Annotated in this window: 21 protein-coding genes; 9 read left to right on the forward strand and 12 right to left on the reverse strand. The window is 62.9% G+C overall.

Annotation, left to right across the window (positions count from 1 at the left end; translation table 11 throughout):
• The first annotated feature begins 164 nt into the window (after positions 1-164).
• From AAGW23_RS16980 to AAGW23_RS16995, 4 genes are all read left to right on the forward strand, one after another.
• Positions 165-2,378, forward strand: a complete 2,214-nt coding sequence (locus AAGW23_RS16980) for a TonB-dependent siderophore receptor (protein WP_342407518.1) — start codon at positions 165-167, stop codon at positions 2,376-2,378.
• Positions 2,378-3,505, forward strand: coding sequence for a PepSY-associated TM helix domain-containing protein (locus tag AAGW23_RS16985; protein WP_342407519.1), 1,128 nt, complete (start codon positions 2,378-2,380; stop codon positions 3,503-3,505). The genes AAGW23_RS16980 and AAGW23_RS16985 overlap by 1 nt, the downstream gene beginning before the upstream one ends.
• The gene (locus AAGW23_RS16990) at positions 3,502-3,699 is read left to right on the forward strand and encodes a hypothetical protein (RefSeq protein WP_342407520.1); all 198 of its coding nucleotides are present in this window, start codon (positions 3,502-3,504) and stop codon (positions 3,697-3,699) included. Before AAGW23_RS16985 ends, AAGW23_RS16990 begins: the two co-directional genes overlap by 4 nt.
• A 78-nt stretch (positions 3,700-3,777) precedes the next feature.
• Entirely contained in the window at positions 3,778-4,959 is a 1,182-nt protein-coding gene (locus AAGW23_RS16995) for a lactonase family protein (RefSeq protein WP_342407521.1), read from the forward strand.
• Between the two features lie 20 nt (positions 4,960-4,979).
• On the opposite strand, the gene AAGW23_RS17000 is transcribed toward AAGW23_RS16995, so the two are convergent.
• Genes AAGW23_RS17000 through flgB form a run of 12 tightly spaced genes read right to left on the reverse strand, consistent with a single transcriptional unit; the run spans position 4,980 to position 15,475 of the window.
• The gene (locus AAGW23_RS17000; RefSeq protein WP_342407522.1) at positions 4,980-6,011 is read right to left on the reverse strand and encodes a hypothetical protein; all 1,032 of its coding nucleotides are present in this window, start codon (positions 6,009-6,011) and stop codon (positions 4,980-4,982) included.
• A 14-nt stretch (positions 6,012-6,025) separates the two neighbouring features.
• Positions 6,026-6,940, reverse strand: a complete 915-nt coding sequence (gene flgL, locus AAGW23_RS17005; protein ID WP_342407523.1) for a flagellar hook-associated protein FlgL — start codon at positions 6,938-6,940, stop codon at positions 6,026-6,028.
• Positions 6,941-6,977: 37 nt separating this feature from the next.
• Positions 6,978-8,345 carry a flagellar hook-associated protein FlgK gene (flgK, locus tag AAGW23_RS17010; RefSeq protein WP_342407524.1) on the reverse strand — a complete coding sequence of 456 codons (1,368 nt, stop codon included), beginning with the start codon at positions 8,343-8,345 and terminating at the stop codon, positions 6,978-6,980.
• Complete coding sequence (locus AAGW23_RS17015) at positions 8,342-9,367, reverse strand: transglycosylase SLT domain-containing protein (protein ID WP_342407525.1); 1,026 nt, start codon at positions 9,365-9,367, stop codon at positions 8,342-8,344. Before AAGW23_RS17015 ends, flgK begins: the two co-directional genes overlap by 4 nt.
• Before the next feature lie 59 nt (positions 9,368-9,426).
• The gene (locus AAGW23_RS17020) at positions 9,427-10,527 is read right to left on the reverse strand and encodes a flagellar basal body P-ring protein FlgI (protein ID WP_342407526.1); all 1,101 of its coding nucleotides are present in this window, start codon (positions 10,525-10,527) and stop codon (positions 9,427-9,429) included.
• A 21-nt stretch (positions 10,528-10,548) separates the two neighbouring features.
• Entirely contained in the window at positions 10,549-11,211 is a 663-nt protein-coding gene (gene flgH, locus AAGW23_RS17025) for a flagellar basal body L-ring protein FlgH (RefSeq protein ID WP_342407527.1), read from the reverse strand.
• An 8-nt stretch (positions 11,212-11,219) separates the two neighbouring features.
• Entirely contained in the window at positions 11,220-12,005 is a 786-nt protein-coding gene (flgG, locus tag AAGW23_RS17030) for a flagellar basal-body rod protein FlgG (RefSeq protein ID WP_019340569.1), read from the reverse strand.
• Positions 12,006-12,019: 14 nt separating this feature from the next.
• Positions 12,020-12,748 carry a flagellar basal-body rod protein FlgF gene (gene flgF, locus AAGW23_RS17035; RefSeq protein WP_342407528.1) on the reverse strand — a complete coding sequence of 243 codons (729 nt, stop codon included), beginning with the start codon at positions 12,746-12,748 and terminating at the stop codon, positions 12,020-12,022.
• Positions 12,749-12,757: 9 nt separating this feature from the next.
• Positions 12,758-13,945, reverse strand: coding sequence for a flagellar hook protein FlgE (flgE, locus tag AAGW23_RS17040; protein ID WP_342407529.1), 1,188 nt, complete (start codon positions 13,943-13,945; stop codon positions 12,758-12,760).
• Positions 13,946-13,994: 49 nt separating this feature from the next.
• Positions 13,995-14,678 (reverse strand): flagellar hook capping FlgD N-terminal domain-containing protein, encoded by a 684-nt coding sequence (locus AAGW23_RS17045; RefSeq protein WP_342407530.1) that lies wholly within the window; start codon positions 14,676-14,678, stop codon positions 13,995-13,997.
• Entirely contained in the window at positions 14,678-15,106 is a 429-nt protein-coding gene (gene flgC / locus AAGW23_RS17050; RefSeq protein WP_021209033.1) for a flagellar basal body rod protein FlgC, read from the reverse strand. Before flgC ends, AAGW23_RS17045 begins: the two co-directional genes overlap by 1 nt.
• 3 nt (positions 15,107-15,109) lie before the next feature.
• Positions 15,110-15,475, reverse strand: coding sequence for a flagellar basal body rod protein FlgB (gene flgB, locus AAGW23_RS17055; RefSeq protein WP_342407531.1), 366 nt, complete (start codon positions 15,473-15,475; stop codon positions 15,110-15,112).
• A 279-nt stretch (positions 15,476-15,754) separates the two neighbouring features.
• Here flgB and flgA point away from each other — a divergent pair, with 279 nt between their 5' ends.
• The 5 genes from flgA (at position 15,755) to AAGW23_RS17080 (ending at position 20,201) form a co-directional block, all read left to right on the forward strand.
• Positions 15,755-16,378 carry a flagellar basal body P-ring formation chaperone FlgA gene (gene flgA, locus AAGW23_RS17060; protein WP_342407532.1) on the forward strand — a complete coding sequence of 208 codons (624 nt, stop codon included), beginning with the start codon at positions 15,755-15,757 and terminating at the stop codon, positions 16,376-16,378.
• A gap of 307 nt (positions 16,379-16,685) precedes the next feature.
• Positions 16,686-17,528, forward strand: a complete 843-nt coding sequence (lafA, locus tag AAGW23_RS17065; RefSeq protein ID WP_200640460.1) for a lateral flagellin LafA — start codon at positions 16,686-16,688, stop codon at positions 17,526-17,528.
• Positions 17,529-17,617: 89 nt separating this feature from the next.
• Entirely contained in the window at positions 17,618-18,544 is a 927-nt protein-coding gene (locus AAGW23_RS17070) for a flagellin (RefSeq protein WP_342407533.1), read from the forward strand.
• 338 nt (positions 18,545-18,882) lie between these two features.
• Positions 18,883-19,722 (forward strand): transcriptional regulator, encoded by an 840-nt coding sequence (locus AAGW23_RS17075; RefSeq protein WP_342407534.1) that lies wholly within the window; start codon positions 18,883-18,885, stop codon positions 19,720-19,722.
• A complete protein-coding gene (locus AAGW23_RS17080) occupies positions 19,719-20,201 on the forward strand; it encodes a hypothetical protein (RefSeq protein WP_342407535.1) in 483 nt (160 codons plus the stop codon). The genes AAGW23_RS17075 and AAGW23_RS17080 overlap by 4 nt, the downstream gene beginning before the upstream one ends.
• Positions 20,202-20,371 lie beyond the last annotated feature (170 nt).

A 20,371-nucleotide genomic window follows, 5' to 3' on the forward strand; every position in this document is an offset into this window, starting at 1 on the left:
CCCCCCCCCCCCCCCCCCCCCCCCCCCCCCCCCCGCCACTGGACGGAATACGGTTGCGAATTGTTAGCATTGAAATATGATAGTGGCTCTCAGATGGCACAGACTCTCAACTGCCCATCGTGCCGTCCGCCACCCTCAAAGCCCAACGTCCGGTCAGGTCCGCCATGTCCACTCTTCGCTTCCCGCGTAAAACCGCACTGCTGCCCGTTTGCCTTGCCGCCAGCTTCGCTGGCTCGCCGCTCATGGCTCAGGAGCAACTCGAAGAACAATCTCGAGGTACTGCCGCCGAGCCGGTCGAACTGCAAGCGGTGGAAATCACCGCCAGCGCCGACGCCTCGGCCGACGGCCTGACCGAACCCTACGCTGGCGACCAGGTCGCCCGCGGCGGCCGTGTCGGCATCCTCGGCAATCAGGACTATATGGAGACGCCGTTTACCTCTACGTCCTATACCTCCAAGCTGATCCAGGACCAGCAGGCGAGAAGCGTGTCGGACGTTCTGCAGAACGACCCGTCCGTGCGGGTCGCGCGCGGCTTCGGCAATTTTCAGGAGCTATACGTGGTGCGCGGGTTCCCGGTGTATTCCGATGACATCGCCTACAACGGTCTATACGGCCTGCTGCCACGCCAGTACGTGGCCGCCGAGTTCATTGAGCGCGTGGAAGTGTTCCGCGGCGCCAACACCTTTCTCAACGGTGCAGCGCCCGGTGGCAGCGGCATCGGCGGTGCGATCAACATCCTGCCCAAGCGCGCACCGAACGAGCCACTGACGCGCCTGTCGGTCGGCGCCGAGAGCGGCGGGCAGTTCACCACATCGGCGGACATCGCCCGCCGCTTCGGCGAGGAAGAGCGCTTCGGCGTGCGCCTGAACGCAGCCAAGCGCGACGGTGAAACCAGCGTCGACAACGAGAAGCGCACCCTCGACATGTTCGCCCTCGGACTGGACTTCCAAGGCGACAACCTGCGCCTGTCCGCGGACGTCGGCCATCAGTACCACTTCATCGACAAACCGCGCCCGAGCGTAACCCCCAGCGGCGGTATTCCCAGCGCACCTGACGCGGAGGACAACTACGCCCAGTCCTGGACCTACTCCAAAGAAAAGCAGACCTTTGGCACCTTCCGCGCTGAATATGACTTCTCCGATGCGTTGACTGGCTGGCTGGCCACGGGCGTGCGCGAAGGCGAGGAAAAGAACCGCCTGGCCAACCCGAGGTCGGACGCCAACGGCAACCTCACCGCCTACCGCTTCGACAACGTGCGCGAGGAAGAGGTGTTCACCAGCGAGGTCGGCCTGCGCGGCCTCGCGCAAACCGGCGAGGTGTCACACCAGTGGGTCGTCTCGGCGGCGATGTTCGACATCGAAGCGCGCAACGCTTACGCATTCTCCAATTTCGCCGGCTTCGGCAATGACCTGTACAACCCCTATGACACCGCGATGCCGGCTGCGGACTTCTTCCTCGGCGGCTCGATGTCCAACCCGCATGTCACTGAACGCACCCACACCCAGAGCCTGGCCATCGCCGATACCCTCGGTTTCATGGACGACCGTCTTCTGGTGACCCTCGGTGCCCGCCGCCAAGGCATCGAAGCCAAGACCTACGACTACAACTTGGGCCTGCGCGCCTCGTCCTACAACCGTTACGAAACCACGCCGTCAGCGGCGGTTGTCTACAAGCTGACCGATGAACTCTCGTTGTATGCCAACTACATCGAGGCCCTGGTCAAGGGCGACATCGCACCAGCCAGCAGCGGTGGCGTTCCGGTTGTCAATGCCGGTACGGCACTGCAGCCCTATGTATCGAAGCAGACCGAGCTCGGTCTCAAATATGACGGCAGTTACCTGGGCGGCAGCCTGGCCGTTTTCACCACAGACCGCCCCTTTAGCACGCTCGAAAACGGTGTATTCAGCGACGGTGGTGAGCAACGCAACCGCGGTATCGAGCTGTCAGTCTTCGGTGAACCAACTTACGGCGTTCGCCTGCTGGGCGGCGTGACACTGCTAGACGCCGAACTGACCCGCACACAGGACGGACTCAACGAAGGCAATCGCGCCATTGGCGTGCCCCGCACCCAAGCCAACATTGGCGGTGAGTGGGACGTAACTGGCACCAACGGCCTGACCTTGACCAGCCAGGTCGTGTACACCAGCAGCCAGTACGCCGATGCTGCAAATGACCTGAAGCTGCCGTCCTGGACGCGCCTGGACCTCGGCGCCCGCTACCGGATGGTGGTTGAGCAGCGTGACGTGACATTGCGCGCCAACCTGGACAACGTGACCGGCCGCGATTACTGGGCCTCCGCTGGCGGCTATCCGGATCAGAGCTACCTCGTCCTCGGCGCTCCACGCACCCTGACAGTCAGCGCCACGGTCGATTTCTGATGCAGGCAGTCACCCTGCGGCGCTGGGGCTGGGTCCACAAGTGGTCCAGCCTCGCCTCTACGCTGTTCATCCTGATGCTGTGCCTGACCGGCTTGCCGCTGATCTTCTCCCACGAGATCGATCACCTCACCGGCAACGAGATCGAGGCGCCGTCGATGCCAGAGGGCTCGCCGCGTGCTGCGGTCGATCGTGTCGCCGACGAAGCGGTGAAGGCCTACCCCGGTTTGGTGCCGCTGTACTTCTTCGCAGAGGAAGACGAGCCGAACCTCTGGTACGTCAAGCTGGACACGCGGGTCGATACCGATGAAAGCGAATCGACGCTGATCCTCTCCGATGCCCGCACGGCCGAGGTGCTCGGCGCGCCGAACTTCGACGAAGGCTTCATGAGCGTCATGTACCGCCTGCACGTGGACCTGTACGCCGGCCTGCCCGGCAAGCTGTTCCTCGGCTTTATGGGATTGCTGCTGGTGGTGGCGATCGTCTCCGGCGTGGTGCTCTACGCGCCCTTCATGCGCAAGCTGCGCTTCGGCGAGGTGCGCCAGGAACGCACCGCGCGCACCCGCTGGCTGGACCTGCACAACCTGCTGGGCATCGTCACCCTGGTGTGGGCCTTGGCAGTGGGGTTTACCGGGGTGATCAACACCTGGGCAGACCTGATCTTCCAGGCTTGGCAGGCCGAGCAGGTCGCCTCGCTGCAGGCCGGCGAAACGCGCGTCTTGCTGGCTGCCGATGCCGACGATGCTCCAGCCGCGAACGGCTCGCTGCAGACCGCCGTCGACCGGGTGCTGGCCGCCGCCCCAGGCATGGCCGTCTCGATGATCGCCTACCCCGGCACGCTGCGCGCCACGCCGGAACATGTCGCGGTGATCCTGCGCGGCGACACACCGCTAACCTCGCGCCTGACCCAGGCACTGCTGGTCGATCCGGCCAATGGCGAGATACTGGAAGCCGGGGCCCGGCCCTGGTATGTCACGGCGCTGCAGCTCTCCGAACCACTGCATTTCGGTGACTACGGCGGGCTGCCGCTGAAGATCCTCTGGGGCCTGCTGGATATCCTGACCATCGTCGTGCTCGGCAGCGGTCTGTACCTGTGGCTCAAACGCGGCGCGAAGGAGGGTCGAGTATGATGCGCATCTGGCTGTGGCCCGTGGTGATCGCCGTACTCTCCTTGGTCGGGCTGATTGCCGGGCTGGTGTCCGAAGGCGCAGGAGACCGGCTGAGCTGGCTGGCGCTCGCCGTACCGGTGGTGATTTCGTTGCATGGCTTGCGCCGCTGCAAACCGCAGAGCCGGCGCGGGTTGAACGTGCGCGCACAGGGCTGAGGGGCAACGTGGCCTCCTTCGGCCGGAGCATTGCCGCCTGCCCGCGGTCATATGCTCACGTCTGTCTGGAGATGCGCCATGCGCCACCTCATCAACGCCCTGCGCCAGTGTGCCCTGATCGGGACCCTGGCATTCAGCACCTCGGGAGCAGCAGCACCCATGTATCAAGTATTGATCGGTAGCTACACCAGTGAAGGAGACAGCGAAGGGATTTACCGCATGCAGTTCGATGCCGAAAGCGGCCAGATCGAACCGCAACCGCTACAGGTCGTACGCACCCACAACCCGTCCTGGCTGACCCTCGACCTCAACCGCAACCGGGTCTACGCGGTGAACGAGAACGGGCCGGGGCACCCTGATCCGGTGGGACGTGTGAGCGCTTTCATCCTGGCGCCGACCAGCGGCAAATTATCGGTCTTGGAGCAACAGATCACGCTGGGCGACGAGCCCACCCACCTGAGCCAGAGCCGCGACGGGCGCTACCTGTTCGTCTCCAACTACGGCTCGCGGGCAAACCCGGGTGGCAGCCTCGCGGTGGTCCCGCTGGCCAAGGATGGGACGCTCTTGCCGGTCACCCAGATCGCCACACACAAAGCCAGCGAAGTGCACCCCGAGCGCCAGCAATCGGCTCACGTGCATTCGGCCGTGATGTCGCCGAATGGCAAGACCCTGTTCGTCAGCGACTTGGGCGCCGACAAGATCTTCGTCTATCGCTACGACCCGGCCAACGCGGAGCGCCCGTTGTCACCAGCCGAGCCGGCTTTCATCAGCCTGCCGGATGGCAGCGGCCCGCGTCATCTGGCGTTCAGCCCCGACGGCAGCCAGGCCTATGCGACGCTGGAGCTGAGCGCTCAGGTCGCGCGCTTCGACCATGTCGACGGCAGCCTGGTGCAGCGTCAGTTGGTGGATCTTGCCGCGGGCGGCGACGTCAGTCTGCATTCGCCCGGCGCCATCCACCCTTCGCCGGACGGTCGCTTTCTCTACGTCAGTGACCGCGCCGAGAAGAACCGCATCATGGTGTATGCCATCGAGGAGAACGACACCCTGCGCGAGATTCAGCAGCGCGACAGTGAAGGCCGCGAGCCGCGGGAGTTCGCCATCGACCCGAGTGGCCAGTTCATGCTCATTGCCAATCAGAAGAGCGATGCAATGGTGGTACTGACACGTGACCCCGACAGCGGCAAGCTGGGCGATACCGTGCAGACGCTGCCGATGGGACGGCCTTCGGATGTGAAATTTATCGATCGCACCGGGCCGTAAGCAGCCCGGCGCAGAATCGATCAGGACAGCAGACTGACCACCGCGAAGCGGCTGATGGTCGCCTGGGCCACAACGGTCTGGGTGACCGCCGCGTAGCTGGAAGGGCTGCGCTGCATCAGGTTGAACACCGAGCGGGAGAAGTCCATCGCCCACTGCTTCTCATCGGCATGAGCCTGGCGGGCAAGGAATTCGCGGATTTCCTGCTGGCGGTTGCTCAGCTGCTCGCGCAGCGAGGTGACCTTGTCGAGCCCGGCCACCACCGAGTCGAGCAGGCGGCGCAGTTCACGGAAGGAGTCGAGCTGCAGCTCTTCGGGGAAGCTCAGCAGCTGCTCGTTCTCGCTCGGCACACGAACGTATCGGCCTTTGTCGAACAGCTTGCCCTCGCCCTGTACCGCCAGCTGACCCTTGAGCTTCTGCCAGTCGCCTTCTCGGGCGGAAAACTTCAGTTCACCGTTCGGGTCCAGTTCGGCGCGGATCCCGGCCTGGCCCAGGCTGCCGTTGAAACGGCGCAGAATCTGCTCGTCGCTCATCTCATCGTCGAGCACCACGGCCACCGGCTCGGCCAGTTGGCGACCGCCGCTGAACAGCAGCGTCTCGCGGCCTGACTGGCGAATCTTTTCCAGCGACTCCAGCCCTTGCAGGCTGAAGCGGCTGCGGACCGGCTCGGTCAGTCGCAGTTTGAGATTGGCGTCCAGAGAATTGCCGGAGCGTTTGCTGCGCTCTTTGAGCAACTCGCCGACCTGCTGCACGGTCTGGCGAATGCTTTCCTCGCCGTTGGGCTGCGGCGAGCTGATCTGGCGACTGAGGTTGAGCTTGAGTTGCGACAGACGCGTTTGCAGATCGCCGAGGTAGCTGTCGGCCGACTGCATCGAGGACAGTTGCTGATTGAGCTGCAGGCTGAAGCTGGTGTTCTTGCTGGGCGTCGTCTCGGTGTGCGGCGTGTCAGCCGGCGCACCGGCCCGCAGCGGCGCAGGCGCATCCCTCAGCAGCGCCTCGCGGCGTTCCTGTGGGTTGATTGCGGAAACAGCGGGGAGCTGCTTGCCAATCTTCATTCACGCTACCTCGGTCAGAGCATGCCGAACAGCGACAGCCCGTTGATCTTCAAATAGGTTTTCTGCGTCGCCTGCAGCGACAGCTGATAGTTGTTCAGGTCGATGCTGGCCGAGGCGTAGTCGAGTTGCGACAGCTCGCCGTCGATTTTCTGGTTTACCAGCGAGACGTCCTCGTTGCTGCTCGACAGCAACGTCAGGGTGTTCTGCCTCCCGCCCAGCTCCGACACTGCACCGAGCAGGTCGCCGTGGGTCTTGTCGAGGCTGTTGAGCGTGGCGCTGATCGATGCCTGCACCGCTGGGTCGTTGGCGTCCAGCGCCGGATCGGCGAGCATTTTCACCAGGGTGTTGAGGTCGTTGAGCATACCGACGCCGCCACCGAAGACCTGTGCGGCGGTGACATTCTCCTCGACCAGTACGCCATTGGCGACTGCCGCCTGACGATATTGATCGTTGCCGGTCAGCCCGTAGCTCTGGGTGGCCGCGTCGAAGGCGATGGCCGGGCGGTCGCTGAGGGTACCGGAGAACAGATAACGACCTTCCTCGTCGCGCACGTTGGCGAAGCTGAGGATGGTCCGTTCCAGATTGCCCATCTCGTTGGCGATGGCCGCCAGGTCTTCACTGGTGTTGCTGCCGTTGGCTGCCCACAGCAGTAGGTCGCGCACATTGAGCATGGTGTCCGACGCCGCCTTGAGGTTGGCTTCCTGCTTGGACAGGTTGCCGGACACGTTGGCAATGTTGGTTCGGTACTGGGTCAGCGTCGCTTCTTCGCGCTGGATGCGCAGCACGCGCACGGCAGAGATCGGGTCGTCCGAGGGCATCAGCATGCGCTCGCCGGTGGCCATCTGCTGCATCAGCTTGCCGAGCTTTTCGGAGCTGGTGTTCATCGAGCCGTGCATCATGGCGGTGATCTGGGCGTTGGAGATGCGCATGGTGTCTTTCTCGTCAGTCGAACCGGCTCGCGCCGGCTCAGAACATCGCCAGTACGGCGTTGAACAGATCGTTGGAAGTGCTGATGACTTTCATGTTGGCCTGGTAGGCCTGCTCGTAAGCCATGAGGTTGACGGCCTCTTCGTCCAGGTTGACCGCGCTGACACTGTCGCGCTGGGCCTGGGCCTGCTCGGCTACCGTGGTCGCGGCGCGCAGGTCCGCCTGGTTTTGCCGGCTGGCACTGGCGACACGGCCCACCAGGCCGGCGTAGGCGTCGTTGAGCGGTACGGTGTTGCCGGCAACCGTGACACCCGCCGACTTGAGATCAAGCATGCTGAGCAGGGTCTTGTTGTTGCCAACCTCGCCTGCGGTGCCGGAGAACGCCAGTTCCGAGGCGCCCAGGGCGTTGACCGCCAGCATGCCGCTGGTGCTACCGGCGTTGTAGCTGAACAGGGGCTGGCCGGGATTACCGTTGAGGTCGAAGCCACCGGCGAGGGCGTCGTTGATCATCGTCGCCACGGCCGAGGCCATGTCGTGCAGGTCCTGCTGGGCCGGGCGCAGTGCGCCATATTCCATGTCGTAGAGGCCGCCAAGCGAGCCCCCGATGCCCTGCTGGTCCAGCGGAAAGGTGGTCTTGGCGAAGACCAGCGTCATCTCCTGCTCACCGGCGAGATTGGCATTGATCTTCAACTGCCCCGCCGTTGCCCCAGCGACCAGTGGCTGCCCGTTGGCCAGCGAGACGCTGAGGGTGCCGTCGGCGGCTTCCTGCACGCGGATACCGGCATACTGGCTGAGGTCCTTGATCAGGTTCTCGCGGTAATCGCGCAGGGTCGCGGTATCACGGCCCGAGGATTCCATCTCGCGGATCTGCGCATTCAGCTCGGCGATGTTGCCGGACAGCCCGTTGATCTCGCTGGTCATCGCCACGCGCTGGCCCTGCAGGGCGTTGAGCTGGGTGCCGATATTGCTATTCAGCCCGTTGAAGCGCTGCGCCAGCTGCTTGGCCTCGCCGATGATCTGCTGGCGCAGGGCGATGGACTCGGGGGTGGAACTGGCTTCGCTGAGCGCGGCGAAGAAGTTGTCCAGGCCAACGCTGACGCTCGAGCCTTCACTGTCGATCAGGCCTTCGAGCGCGGAGAGGTATTGCTGGCTGGTATTGAAGTAGTTCTGGTCAGTGCCGGCGCGCCAGAGCTGCTGATTCTGGAAGTCGTTGGACAGCCGCCGAATGCTGCCGACTTGCACGCCGCCGCCAATGCTGACCGCCGTCTGCCCGCCGAGCGATTGCAGGTCTGGCCGCAGGCGGCTGAAGCCGGGTGTGTTGACGTTGGCGATGTTCTGCCCGGTCGCCGAGAGGGCGATCTGCGAGGCGCGTACGCCGCTGTAGCCAATTTGACCAAGAATACTCACGACACGACTTCCTTCGGCTCGATCCGGATCGGTTGCGCGAACGCCACCGAGAGACGGGCGCCAGCAACAACACTGCGCCCTGTTGAAAGAGCGACCGAATCATTGGCGGAATTAAACGACGATGGTGCAACAGGCGGAACGGCCTGCAGCTGAGCCCGTGGTTCGGGCTGCCGGGGTACAGCCGCGCTCAGATCGTTGAGGATCTTGCGGGTATATTCGCGGGTTTCCGCATAGGGGATCTTCTGCACCCAGGCGCCGGTGCCGATCTCGCCAGTGCGTGGGTCACCGTGGCTCTTCAGCCATTCGTCCACTCGGCCAGGGCCGGCGTTATAGGCCGCCAGCGCCAGCGCCTGATGGCCGTCGTAGCGGTCGAGCATCTTGTTCAGGTAAGCGCTGCCGAGACGCTTGTTGTATTCGGCGTCGGTTGTCAGCCGCGCCTCGCTGAAGGGCAGGCCGAGCTCGGCCGCCATGTCCCGTGCGGTGCCGGGCATCAGCTGCATCAGGCCGCGCGCGCCTTTTGGCGACACCGCCGCAATGTTGCCGCTGGACTCGTGCTTGATCACGCTGTCGACCAGCGACTTGAAGCCGGCCTTGCCGCTTTCCCAGGCACTGTCCAGCGCATCGACGCCGCGCTGCCAGGTGCCACGCAGCGCATGCAACCCGCCGCCCTGCAAACCGCTGCCAACGTGACCGGCCAATGCCGTCGGCGCGGGCGCGCTGCCGGCTTCACCACTTAGCTGCTGAACCAGCATGTCGGCGATCCCGGTCTGGCGCTTGCCGGCCAGGGTGTCGGCGAGTACTTCATCATAGAAGTCGCGCATGGTATCCAGCTCGCGGCTGCGCATCGGGTTGCCGGCACCGAGCACGTCGCCGGCCTTGCGCATCTGCTTGAGGATCTGCTGCAGGAACATCGCTTCGAACTGCTCGGCGACGACTTCCAGCTGCTGGCGCCGCGCCACGGTCGGGCCGTCGGCGCGGTTGCGCATGGAGGCAAGGTGCTGCGGGAGGGATACGATGCTCATGGTCTTCTCAATCGGCTGCGTGACCGGCCTGCCATAGCGGGCGGCCGGATACGGCGGTCTTACATCACGATCAGTTCGGCGTTCAGTGCGCCGGCGCGCTCCAGCGACTGCAGGATGCTCATCACGTCGTCGGGTGTGGCGCCGAGACTGTTGATGGTGTTGATGATGCTTTCCAGGCTGGCGCCTTCGGGCCACTTGAACATGGCCTTGCGGTCCTGCTCGATGGTGACGTCCGACTGCGGCGTGACCACGGTTTCGCCGCCGGCAAAGGCATTCGGCTGGCTGACCTGGGGCTTCTCGCTGATGGTCACGGTCAGGCTGCCGTGAGCCACCGCAGCGGCTTTGACCCGCACACCCTGGCCGACCACGACAGTCCCGGTGCGGCTGTTAAACACCACTTTCGGTCGGGTGCGGCCCTCTTCGACTTCCAGACGTTCGAGCATGGCCATGAAGCTCATGCGCTGAGTGCTGGTAAGGGGCGCACGGATCGACACCTTGGTGGCGTTGAGCGCCGTGGCGGTGCCTTTGCCGAAATAGGCGTCCACCGCATCGACCACGCGGGTAACGGTCTGGAAGCTTGGCTGGCGGACATTAAGCATCACCTCGGGGCGGTCGGTGAAGTCGCTGGGAATCATCCGCTCGACCGTCGCGCCGTTCGGGATTAAACCGGTGTTGGAGGTATTAATGGCGACCTTGGAACCACTGGCGCCTTCGGCATTGACGCCACCGACGATCACCGCACCTTGGGCCAGCGCATAGATTTCACCGTCAACGCCTTGCAGCGGAGTCATCAGCAGCTGACCGCCGCGCAGGCTCTTGGCGTCGCCCAGCGAGGAAACGGTGACATCTACTGACTGGCCGGCGCTGTAGGACGGCGGCACCGTGGCCGTGATGGTCACCGCGGCGACGTTCTTCAGCTTCGGGTCGACGTTCGGCGGCAGATTCACGCCGAACTGCTTGATCATGTTGGTCACCGACTGGCTGGTGAACTTCACCTGGTTCTTGTCACCGGTGCCATCCAGACCCACGACCAGACCGTAGCCGATCAGCTGGTTGCCACGGATGCCCTCGACATCCACCAGGTCCATCAGCGGCACAGCCTGAGCCGGCAGTTGCCAGCACAGCGCACAGGCGGTGAAAAACAGCTTGAGCGATCGCATCGGGCTACTCATGTTCAAGGCTTAGAGAGGGAACAGCGGCGACGCGAAGAACCGCGTCAGCCAGCCGGCCGAGTTGCTGTCGTTGAGCACGCCGCGACCGGCGTAGGAAATCTTGGCGTTGGCCACGCTTTGCGAGGACACCTGGTTGTAGCGGTTGATGTCGTCGATGCGCACCAGCCCGGTCAGGCGGATGTATTCGTCGCCCTGGTTCAGGCGCAGGGCTTTTTCGCCCTTGATCAGCAAGGTGCCGTTGGGCAGTACCCGGTGCACGCTGACGGCGATGGAGCCGCGCAGGGTGTTCTGCTGCGAACTCTTGGCCGAACCCTTGAAGTCGCGCTCGGCACCGGCAGAGGTCGCCACGTCCGGATAGGCCTTGCCGAGCACCGTTGGCACGTCGATGCCGATGCTCGATTCCTTGCCGAAACTGGTGCCGGCGCTCTTGCTCGACTGGGTCGATTCGTCCAGTACCACGGTCAGGATGTCACCCACCCGCACGGCACGCCGGTCGCTGATCAGCGAACCGCTGTAGCCGGAGCGGAACAGGCCGCCACCGGTGGTCGGCGGCAGGCTGTAATCCAGCTCCAGCGGCTCGTACTCGGTCGAAGGCGCTTCCGGCAGCATTTCGTTGAAGCTGGCGCAGCCGCCGAGCAAGATCAGCACGACGAGCAGAATGGGCGTACGCATCGCTATTCTCAGACGGTCTGGTTGAGGAACTGCTGCATGCCACTGGCGGCATCGAGGACCTTGGCGTTGGCCTCATAGGCGCGCTGGATGGCTATCATCGCGACCATCGCCTCGACCACCTGCACGTTGGAGCCTTCCAGCACGCCCTGCTTGAGCTGACCGAGGCCCTCCTCGCCCGGCACGCCTTCCACCGCTTCGCCGCTGGCGACGCTTTCGCGATAGAGGTTGCCGCCCAGTGCTTCCAGGCCACCTGGATTGGTGAAGTTGACCAGGGTGATCTGGCCCAGCTCGGACGGCAGGGTGTCACCGGGCAGAACGGCGGTAACGATGCCATCGGCGCCGACAGTGAAGCCGGTGCTGCCCTGCGGCACTTCGATGGCAGGCGTCAGCGGCAGGCCCTGGGCATTGACCATCACGCCTTCGGCGTTGAGCTGGAACTGACCATTCTCGGTGTACAGAATGTCGCCATTGGGCGATTCGACTTGGAAGAAGCCACGCCCGACAATCGCCAAGTCCATCGGCTGGCCGGTGGTCTGAATGCTGCCCTCGGTGAACACCTTCTGGGTGCCGGCGACGCGCACGCCGCTGCCCAGCTGAATGCCGGACGGCACGGTGTTGATCTCATCCGCCTGCGCGCCGGGCTGCTTTTCGATGCTGTAGAACAGATCCTCGAAGACCGCGCGGTCGGCTTTGAAGCCGTTGGTGTTGACGTTGGCCAGGTTGTTGGCGACGGTCGCCATGGCGGTGTCTTGTGCAGCCAGGCCGGTCTTGCTGACCCAAAGTGCGGAATTCATGCGTTATCTCCCGATCAGCTGCCGCGGATCATTCGGTTGCCGGCGTCGGAAAGGTCCTCGGCGGCTTTCATCATCTTTACCTGGGTTTCGAACAGGCGGTTGAGGCTCATGGTCGAGGCCAGCTCGTCGATCGCCGAGACGTTGCTCGACTCGAGAAAACCGCTGGCCAGGCGCACGTTTTCGCTGGGCGCGGCCGGTTCGCCGTTGCGCGTCACCAGCAGGCCAGCCTCGTTCTTCATCAGATCGGCCGCTGCGACGTCGACCAGGCGGATGCGGTCAACCTCGGCCATCATCCAGTCGCCCGGCGCCATGATCGACACGGTGCCGTCGTTGCCGATTTCAACCCGTTCATGTTCGGGTAGCTCGATCGGCCCACCCTCGCCCATCACGGCGCGGCCATTGAGGGTCAGGCGACCCTCGGCATCGACCTGCATGCTGCCCTGACGGGTGTAGGCTTCACCTTCGCCGTCCTGCAGGACGATCAGACCGGTGCCCTTGACCGCAAAATCCAGATCGCGGCCGGTGGCGACCATCGGGCCGGCGGCGAGGCTAACGCCGTTGTTCTCGACCACCGCCATGTGCCGGCTGTCATAACCGTAGCCCTCCACGGCGACGGCCTGGGCGCGCTCGAGGTCGGCACGAAAGCCGGGGGTGTTGACGTTGGCGAGGTTGTTCGAGCGCACCTGCAGCGACATCATCGTGCGGCTGGCAGCGGTCATCGCCGTGTATCCCAAACGATCCATGGATCAGCCTCAGAGTGCGCTAAACAGAACCTGGGTCAGTTCCTTGTTGGTGGAAATGACCTGGGTGTTTGCCTGGTAATTACGCTGGCCTTCCATCAGGCCTACCAGCTGCTGGGTGAGGTCAACGTTGGAGCTTTCCAGCGCGCCGCTGGCGAGGTTGCCGTACTGGCCGACACCCGGTGCTCCGAGCATGGCCGCGCCGGAGGCAGCCGTCTCGGTCCAGGCGGTGCCGCTGATGTTCTTCAGGCCTTCGGCGTTGACGAAGCTGGCCAGCACCACCTGACCCTGAAGCAGCCGCTCGCCGTTGGAATAGCTGGCGTAGACCTTGCCGTCTTTCTCGACACTCATGCCGGTCTGCTCGCCGGCCGAATAGCCGCTGGCGCGGTTGCTGGTCACGCTGAATTCCGAGCCGTACTGGCTGGTGCCGCTGTAGTCGAGCTGAATGGCCAGCGGATCGACGCCGCCGGTCAGCGTGGCGTTCAGCGCCACCTTGCCGATGGGCGCGGCCAGCGTGCCGGCGCCGTCAAAGGTCAGCGCTTGCGGCCCAGCGATGGCGGTTCCGTCGACGTAATAGTGAGCGTTCCAGCTGTTGTCAGCGGTCTTGGCGAAGTACTGGGTCAGGGTGTGTTCCTTGCCTTGGGAGTCGTACAGCTTGGTGGTGTAGGTAGAGTTGTAGCTGTCGGCTACCAGCGGATCGAAGGCCACTGCCGGCACCTCCTGATTGGCATCCAGGTTGGCGACGAAGCTCAGCTCGTCAGTGGCCTTGGCGGGCAGTCCGCCGGCCTTGAGCTGCAGGTCGCTGACGGTGCCGGTTTGCAGGTTGCCGGTGGCATCGGCCGGGTAGCCCTGCAGACGCTGGCCGAGGCTGTTGGTCAGGTAGCTGTCCTTGTCGGTGCCGAACACCCCGGCACGGGTGTAGCTCACATCGCCATTGCTGGCGCGGGTGACGAAGAAGCCGCCGCCGGAAATGGCCAGATCCATGCTGCGGTTGGTGGTGGTCAGCGCGCCGCCCTGGCTGATGCTCTGGCTGGTGCCGGTGACTTCAACACCCATCGCCTGGCTCTCGGCGTAAAGGCTGCCGAAGTTGGCGCGCGAAGACTTGAAGCCCACGGTACCGGCGTTGGCGATGTTGTTACCGATGGTATTGAGTTGTTCGTTGACGGCGGACAGGCCGGTCAGGGCGATGTTGAAGCTCATGGGCTGATCTCGTACTTAAAAGGAAATGAAGACTGGCGAACCCAGGGACTCAGCCCCCGAGCAGCCCGGCGTCGGCCTGGGCAAATTCGAGGATGTTGTAGAAGGGCACCGAACCGACGCCCTTGACCTGAAGCACCGGGCCCTCGGCGCTGACGCGCACGTTCGAGACCTGACCGGCGACTTCCACCCGGGGGAACTCGCCGTTTTCCGACTCGATGCTGACGCTGTACTGGCCGTCGCGCAGGCCGTGCTTGGCCGGATCGATGACGAAAGGCACCTTGCCAGCGGATTGCGCGCCCAGCTCGATGCGTGTCTGGGTGCCATTGGAATCGGTCAGCAGCAGTGCCGTGCGGGGCGAGGCATGGCTCAGATCGAACCCACCGCTGACCGGCTGGCCGCTAAGCTCCAGCGACTCGACTGCGACACTGACCTGCTGGCCCACCAGACCGGCAGCCGTCAGGGTCTGCAGGTTGTCGGTCAGGACCAGGTTGTTCTTGGCCAGGGTCGCGAGGTTCTCCATGCTCTTTACCTGGGACATCGCCGAGAATTGGTTGAGAAACTCGGTGCTGTCGACCGGCTTGGTCGGGTCCTGGTACTTGATCTGCGCGACCATCAGGCTGATGAAGTTGTTCTCCATCTGCATGGAATCGCTGACGTTCACGGCCTGTTTGGGCAGGTCACTGGCATGGCTGCCGGACAGACCGCTGCCCTGAAGGTTATTGGTCACCGCCATCAGGATTCTCCCAGCCGCAAGAGGCTCTGCTGCATGCTTTTGACGCGGTTGAGCACCTCCACGCCAGTCTCGAAACTACGCGTGGCCGACATCATGTCGGTCATCTCTTCGATCTCGTTGATGTCGGGGTAATAGACGTAGCCGTCGCCGTCAGCCAGTGGATTGCCGGGCTCGTAGCGGCGCTTGGGTTCCGCGCCGGAGGTCACCACGTCCAACACCTGCACATGGGCACCACCGAGGCCGACGCCGCGGGTCAGCGAGTTGTTCTCGTACACGGCCGCGAACATCGGCTTGCGCGCCTGGTAGACGTCGGCGGCGTTGTTGGCGGCCGAATCGGTGTTGGCCAGGTTGCTCGCCACGGTGTTCAGACGGACGGTCTGGGCATTCATCGCCGAGCCTGCGATGCGGTAAATGGAATCGAATGACATGGCTTAACGGCCCTCGATGGCTTGCTTCAAGCCACGGAATTTCATCGTGACAAAGGTCAGGCTGGTCTGGAAATCCATCGAGTTACGGGAGAACTGCGCCTGCTCGGTCGACAGCTCGACGGTGTTGCCGTCCTGCGAGGCTTGCCCCGGTACGCGAAACAGCAGTCGCGGATCGGTCCCGGCGAGGCTGGCACGCGGCGAGATGCTGCTGTCGAGCCGTTGCATCTCCTTGCTGAAATCGATGTCCCGCGCCTGGAAGCCCGGGGTGTCTTCGTTGGCCAGGTTTGCCGCGAGAATCTCGCTGCGCTGCATGCGCAAACCGAGGGCACGCTCGTGAACGCCCAGCGCCTCATCAATCCGTATACTCATTTGCCGATACCCTGTGCAGCCTGTGCAGGCTGAACCCAGCCCGCTGCTTTCAAGACGTCCTGCAGAAAGCGTGCCGAACCCACAGATACAGGTAAGCCATTGATTTACAACGCTGAAAAAGCCACCGAACCAGAACGCAACAAGCGCTTACTTCCGCTTGGCGAAAGGCCAGCATGCGGAAGCGGAAAAGCGTCTTCCGCATGGTCGATCGTCATCCTCCTGCTGTTGAGTGTCACGTCGCAGGCGCACGCGGACGCCACAACGCAGGTTCAGCAGGCAGTGGAGAATCACCTGCGACTGATGCTCGAACAGCAGGCCGCGCGTCAGGGCTGGCAAGGCATGCAACTGCGCTACGAAATCAGCGTGCCGGCCAGCGCCGCCAACCTGCCGCCTTGCTCTGACGCACTGCAGGTCCAGGCAACAGGCGAGGCGCCGTCGGCCATGGAACGACAGACCCTGCAGATTCGTTGCGTCGACACACCTGGCTGGTCGACGAACGCCACGGGGCAGGCCCACGTCTTCCTGCCTGCCGTTCACGCCGAAGGCATCATCGACCGCGGCCAGACGCTGACGGCGGGCGACCTAAAGCTGCAGCGCATCAACATCGCCAAGGCCCGTCGCGGCTACTACAACCAAATCGAAGAGGTGGTCGGTCTGGCAGCCAAACGCCGCATCCGCGCTGGCCAGACCATCACCCCGGCACTGCTCGAACAGGCCATGGCGGTCAAACGCGGCCAGCCGGTGAAGATCGTCGCCAGCAACGAGGGCATCGAAGCCTCCACCTCCGGCGAAGCCCTGGCCGACGGCCAACCAGGCGACGTCATCCGCGTGCGCAATGTCGGTAGCGGCAAGGTCATCGACGCGAAGGTGCTTGAGCAGGGTGTGGTGACCAGTACGTTCTAGTTGATCGAGTCCGCCTCTGTAGTCTGTAGAAGGCAACGTGGTCGTGTCGGCCTGACGAAGCAATCAGGGCTAGCGTGGGCGTTGTGTAGAAACCAGCTTGCTGGCGATACAGGCGGCAATAAGCGGTGCATACGAGGCTTAACCCTACAGCCCAAACCCCGACCAAACAGACGCCCCAATCGGCGCGCCGGTCGATCTCAAAAAATTTGACGTCAGGATTTAATCCCTTGCGCGGTGCTGTCGCCCTTTCCTTTCAGCAGGCAGTCAAGCCAGCTCCTAACAGCCCAACGCAAAAAGGATCATCTTCATGGCACTGTCCATTCATACCAACTACTCCGCGCTGACCACCAACACTGCACTGAACAAGTCGAACAGCTCCCTGGCCACCAACCAGCAGCGCCTGGGCACCGGCCTGCGCATCAACTCCGCTGCCGATGACGCCGCAGGTCTGCAGATTGCGACTCGCCTGAACGCTCAAAGCCGCGGCATGAGCGTCGCCATGCGTAACGTAGGCGATGCCACCTCGATGCTGCAGACCGCTGAAGGCGCCTTCAGCGAAGTTACGGACATTCTGCAGCGCATGAAGGATCTGTCGACCCAGGCCGCGAACGACACCAATGGCGTATCCGACCGTACCTCGCTGAAATCCGAGTACGACGAGCTGGGCAAAGAACTCGTCAACATCGTCAATAACACTAAATACGCTGGTGAAGCGCTATTTGCAGCTGGCGGCAAGTTCTCCGCTGCGGTCAACTTCCAGATCGGCGCTTCCGCTGCCGAAAAGCTGACCATGGACGTTACCGCTGATATGACAGCTCTGCGCACCGAGCTGACCACCACTGTCCAAGCCGGCACCATGGACACCGCTGCTAACGCTGGCACCACCATCACAGCGCTGGAAACCGCGTTGAACAACGTCGGTTCGATGCGAGCCAAGTTCGGCGCAAACATCAACCGCCTGAACCACACCAGCAACAACCTGGCGAACATGAAGGACAACACTGATATGGCCAAGGGCCGGATCATGGACGCCGACTTCGCCATCGAAAGCGCCAACATGAGCAAGAACTCCATGCTTATGCAGTCGGGTATCTCCATGCTCAAGCAAGCCGGCCAGATGCCAGGCATGGTCATGGGCCTGCTGGGTTAAGCCGCTCGGACCTAGCGGCGATACCTCGACGGGTTCGCCGCAACGCGCTTTTACGAGCTGAACGCTCGCTGATCAGAAGGATTTAGACCATGGCACTGTCCATCCACACCAATTATTCCGCGCTGACTACCAACACGGCGCTGAACAAGTCGAACAGCTCACTGGCGACTAACCAGCAGCGTCTGGGTACTGGGCTGCGCATCAACTCTGCCGCCGATGATGCCGCGGGTCTGCAGATCGCCACCCGACTGAATGCCCAGAGCCGCGGCATGGGTGTCGCGATGCGCAACACCGGCGATGCGACCTCGATGCTGCAGACCGCTGAAGGCGCCTTCAGCGAGATGACCGACATCACCCAGCGCATGAAAGACCTGGCGACTCAGGCCGCCAACGGCACCAATGGCGTTGCAGATCTCAAGTCGATCCAGTCTGAGTACGACGAGCTTGGCAAGGAACTGCTGAACATCTTCAAGAACACCAAGTATGCCGGTGAAGGCCTGTTCAGCAACGGCACGACCAACGATGGCGCCACTGGAAAGTTCGGTCTGGCCGCTGGCGTGACCTTCCAGATAGGCTCCAGCGCCAGCGAAACCATGGTTGTTAACGCTTCGGCCAAGCTCGGCACGCTAGCCACAAATCTGGGTGCAGCTTCAGCGATCTTCACAGCGAACGGCACCGCAGCAGTGGGCACCGAGATCGCGACCATCACCGCTGGCCCGCCAGAAACAGCCGTCAACAACGCCAACGCCACGATCACCAAGCTGGAAACCGTGCTCAACTCACTCGGTGAAGTGCGCGCGCAGTTCGGCTCAAGCATCAACCGCCTGAGCCACGTCAACAACAACCTGGCGAACATGAAGGACAACACTGAAATGGCCAAAGGCCGGATCATGGACGCCGACTTCGCCATCGAAAGCGCCAACATGAGCAAGAACTCCATGCTCATGCAGTCGGGTATCTCCATGCTCAAGCAAGCTGGTCAGATGCCAGGCATGGTCATGGGCCTGCTAGGCTAAGCCGCACGCTGTACCGCCGGTCGTTAAGGCCGGCACCCTAAAGCCCCGACTGGTTCGGGGCTTTTTGCTTTCCAGCCGCTGCAAATACAACGCATCTGACCAACGGCAAGCTGACGCAACCGGTAATTTTTCTTCCGACAGCGAGCAAATCGCTCCAAATTCCATGCATTAACCCACTTCTTACGCTCGCCTGCGATAAACCCACACACCAATTGTGCCCATTGACTAGAAAATCGGCTTGTACTATCAAAAAAACGACGCCAATATGCCGCCGCCCGTTTTGCCAAAGCGATCACACGGGTAAATAATTTTCTAGCGAAACTCGAACTCAGGCGCTCATGACTTCATCCTTGACCCATTCGGCCACCGATGCCTTTGCCTGTCCCCTATTGAAAACCGGCCATGCCGGCTGCGTGGCTCGCTTTGATCGCGCGCGCTACCAGTTGGTGCTGACCCATGAAGAAAACGAAGACACACTCGACCTGGGCTTCTCGGGTAGTCGCGTGCTGGAGCGACTGCTGCACGTTCCAGGTGAGGTCGTCTCCCGCGAAGAGCTGATGACTTACGCCTGGGAAGGGCGAGTCGTGGGCCAGGGCAGTCTCAATCAGCAGATTTATACGCTGCGTCAGGCCCTGTTCGATTCCGGTAACCAGATCATTCAAACATTGCCGCGCCGTGGCTACCTGTTCAATCCGCAGTATCTAAGGGCGAGGGAAACCAAGCCTGCGGAAGCGAACGCCGTACCCGCAGAATTTCCCGCGCCCAGTTCGCCGGTGGCTGCCAGCCCCGCGCGCCCGGGCCGACGCTTCGGGTCCTGGCAAACCGCAGCACTTGCCGGAACAGGGATGTTGATCCTGCTGGGCCTGGCAACGCTTGGCTTTCGCCTGGCCAGCAGTTCGGTGCCATCGTTCATGCAGACGGTCGATGTCGGCGCGCTTGAGGTGCTCTATGTGGAGAAGAGCCAGCACTTGCTCGACTCGCTGGTTAAGGAAACCCGACCTCTGGTCGATACCATGGCCAACATGAGTGCCGAACCGGCCCGTCTTATCGTCAACATGTCCCCGGGTTTCTACGAGATTCGTTGCCTGCAAGGTGACGGCCGGGTCAATTGGCTCAAGGTTCACAAGAGCCGCGTGCAGACGATTCCCAGCGACCATTTACAAGAGTGCCTGCAATGAATAGCCAGAACGAGACCGGCGCAGTCGGCAAACGCATGCTGCGGGTAATGGCACCTGCTGCGTTGCTGCTATGGGCCCTCGTGGCGATGGGCACCACCGGTACGGCTTCATCGAGCCTTGATGGTCACTACAGTTCCAGCGGGCATGTATTGCTGAGCGATGGCACGGCCCTCAAGGTCAGTCAGAGTCTGGTCTTCAACAAGGGCCGCTTCTATTCCATGACACGCAACGCGCCGGCCATCGTCGAGGCGTCCGGGCGCCTGGAAACCGATCTACTCGGGCGGGCATCGCTGGTGGTGGAAGAAGGCCAGGTGCACGGCCTGGGATCAAAGGACGAAATGGACGATGAACTGGTGTTCAACCTGTTCTACGGCGTCCACAAGGGCGCGCGCATTACGCTCGAACAGGTCGGCGCCTGCTTGTATGGCGTCGAAACCCGCCAGGTTTATTGCGCTGACGACCACCCCAACCGCGGCTGAAGTACACCGCAACCAGCGGTAGCGATGTGCCTGATAGCGGCGCCGATCGGAATCGCTATCAGGCGCTGAAACCCATCCCATGCCTAGCCGTGAGCATCAGCGCCCGAACCGTAACAGCGCTCGCGCGATCCAGCACCGATAACGCCCATTCGCCAGCACGCTGGCTCCTA

It is taken from the genome of Stutzerimonas chloritidismutans (genome assembly GCF_038562055.1).
Taxonomy (GTDB): Bacteria; Pseudomonadota; Gammaproteobacteria; order Pseudomonadales; family Pseudomonadaceae; genus Stutzerimonas; species Stutzerimonas chloritidismutans_A.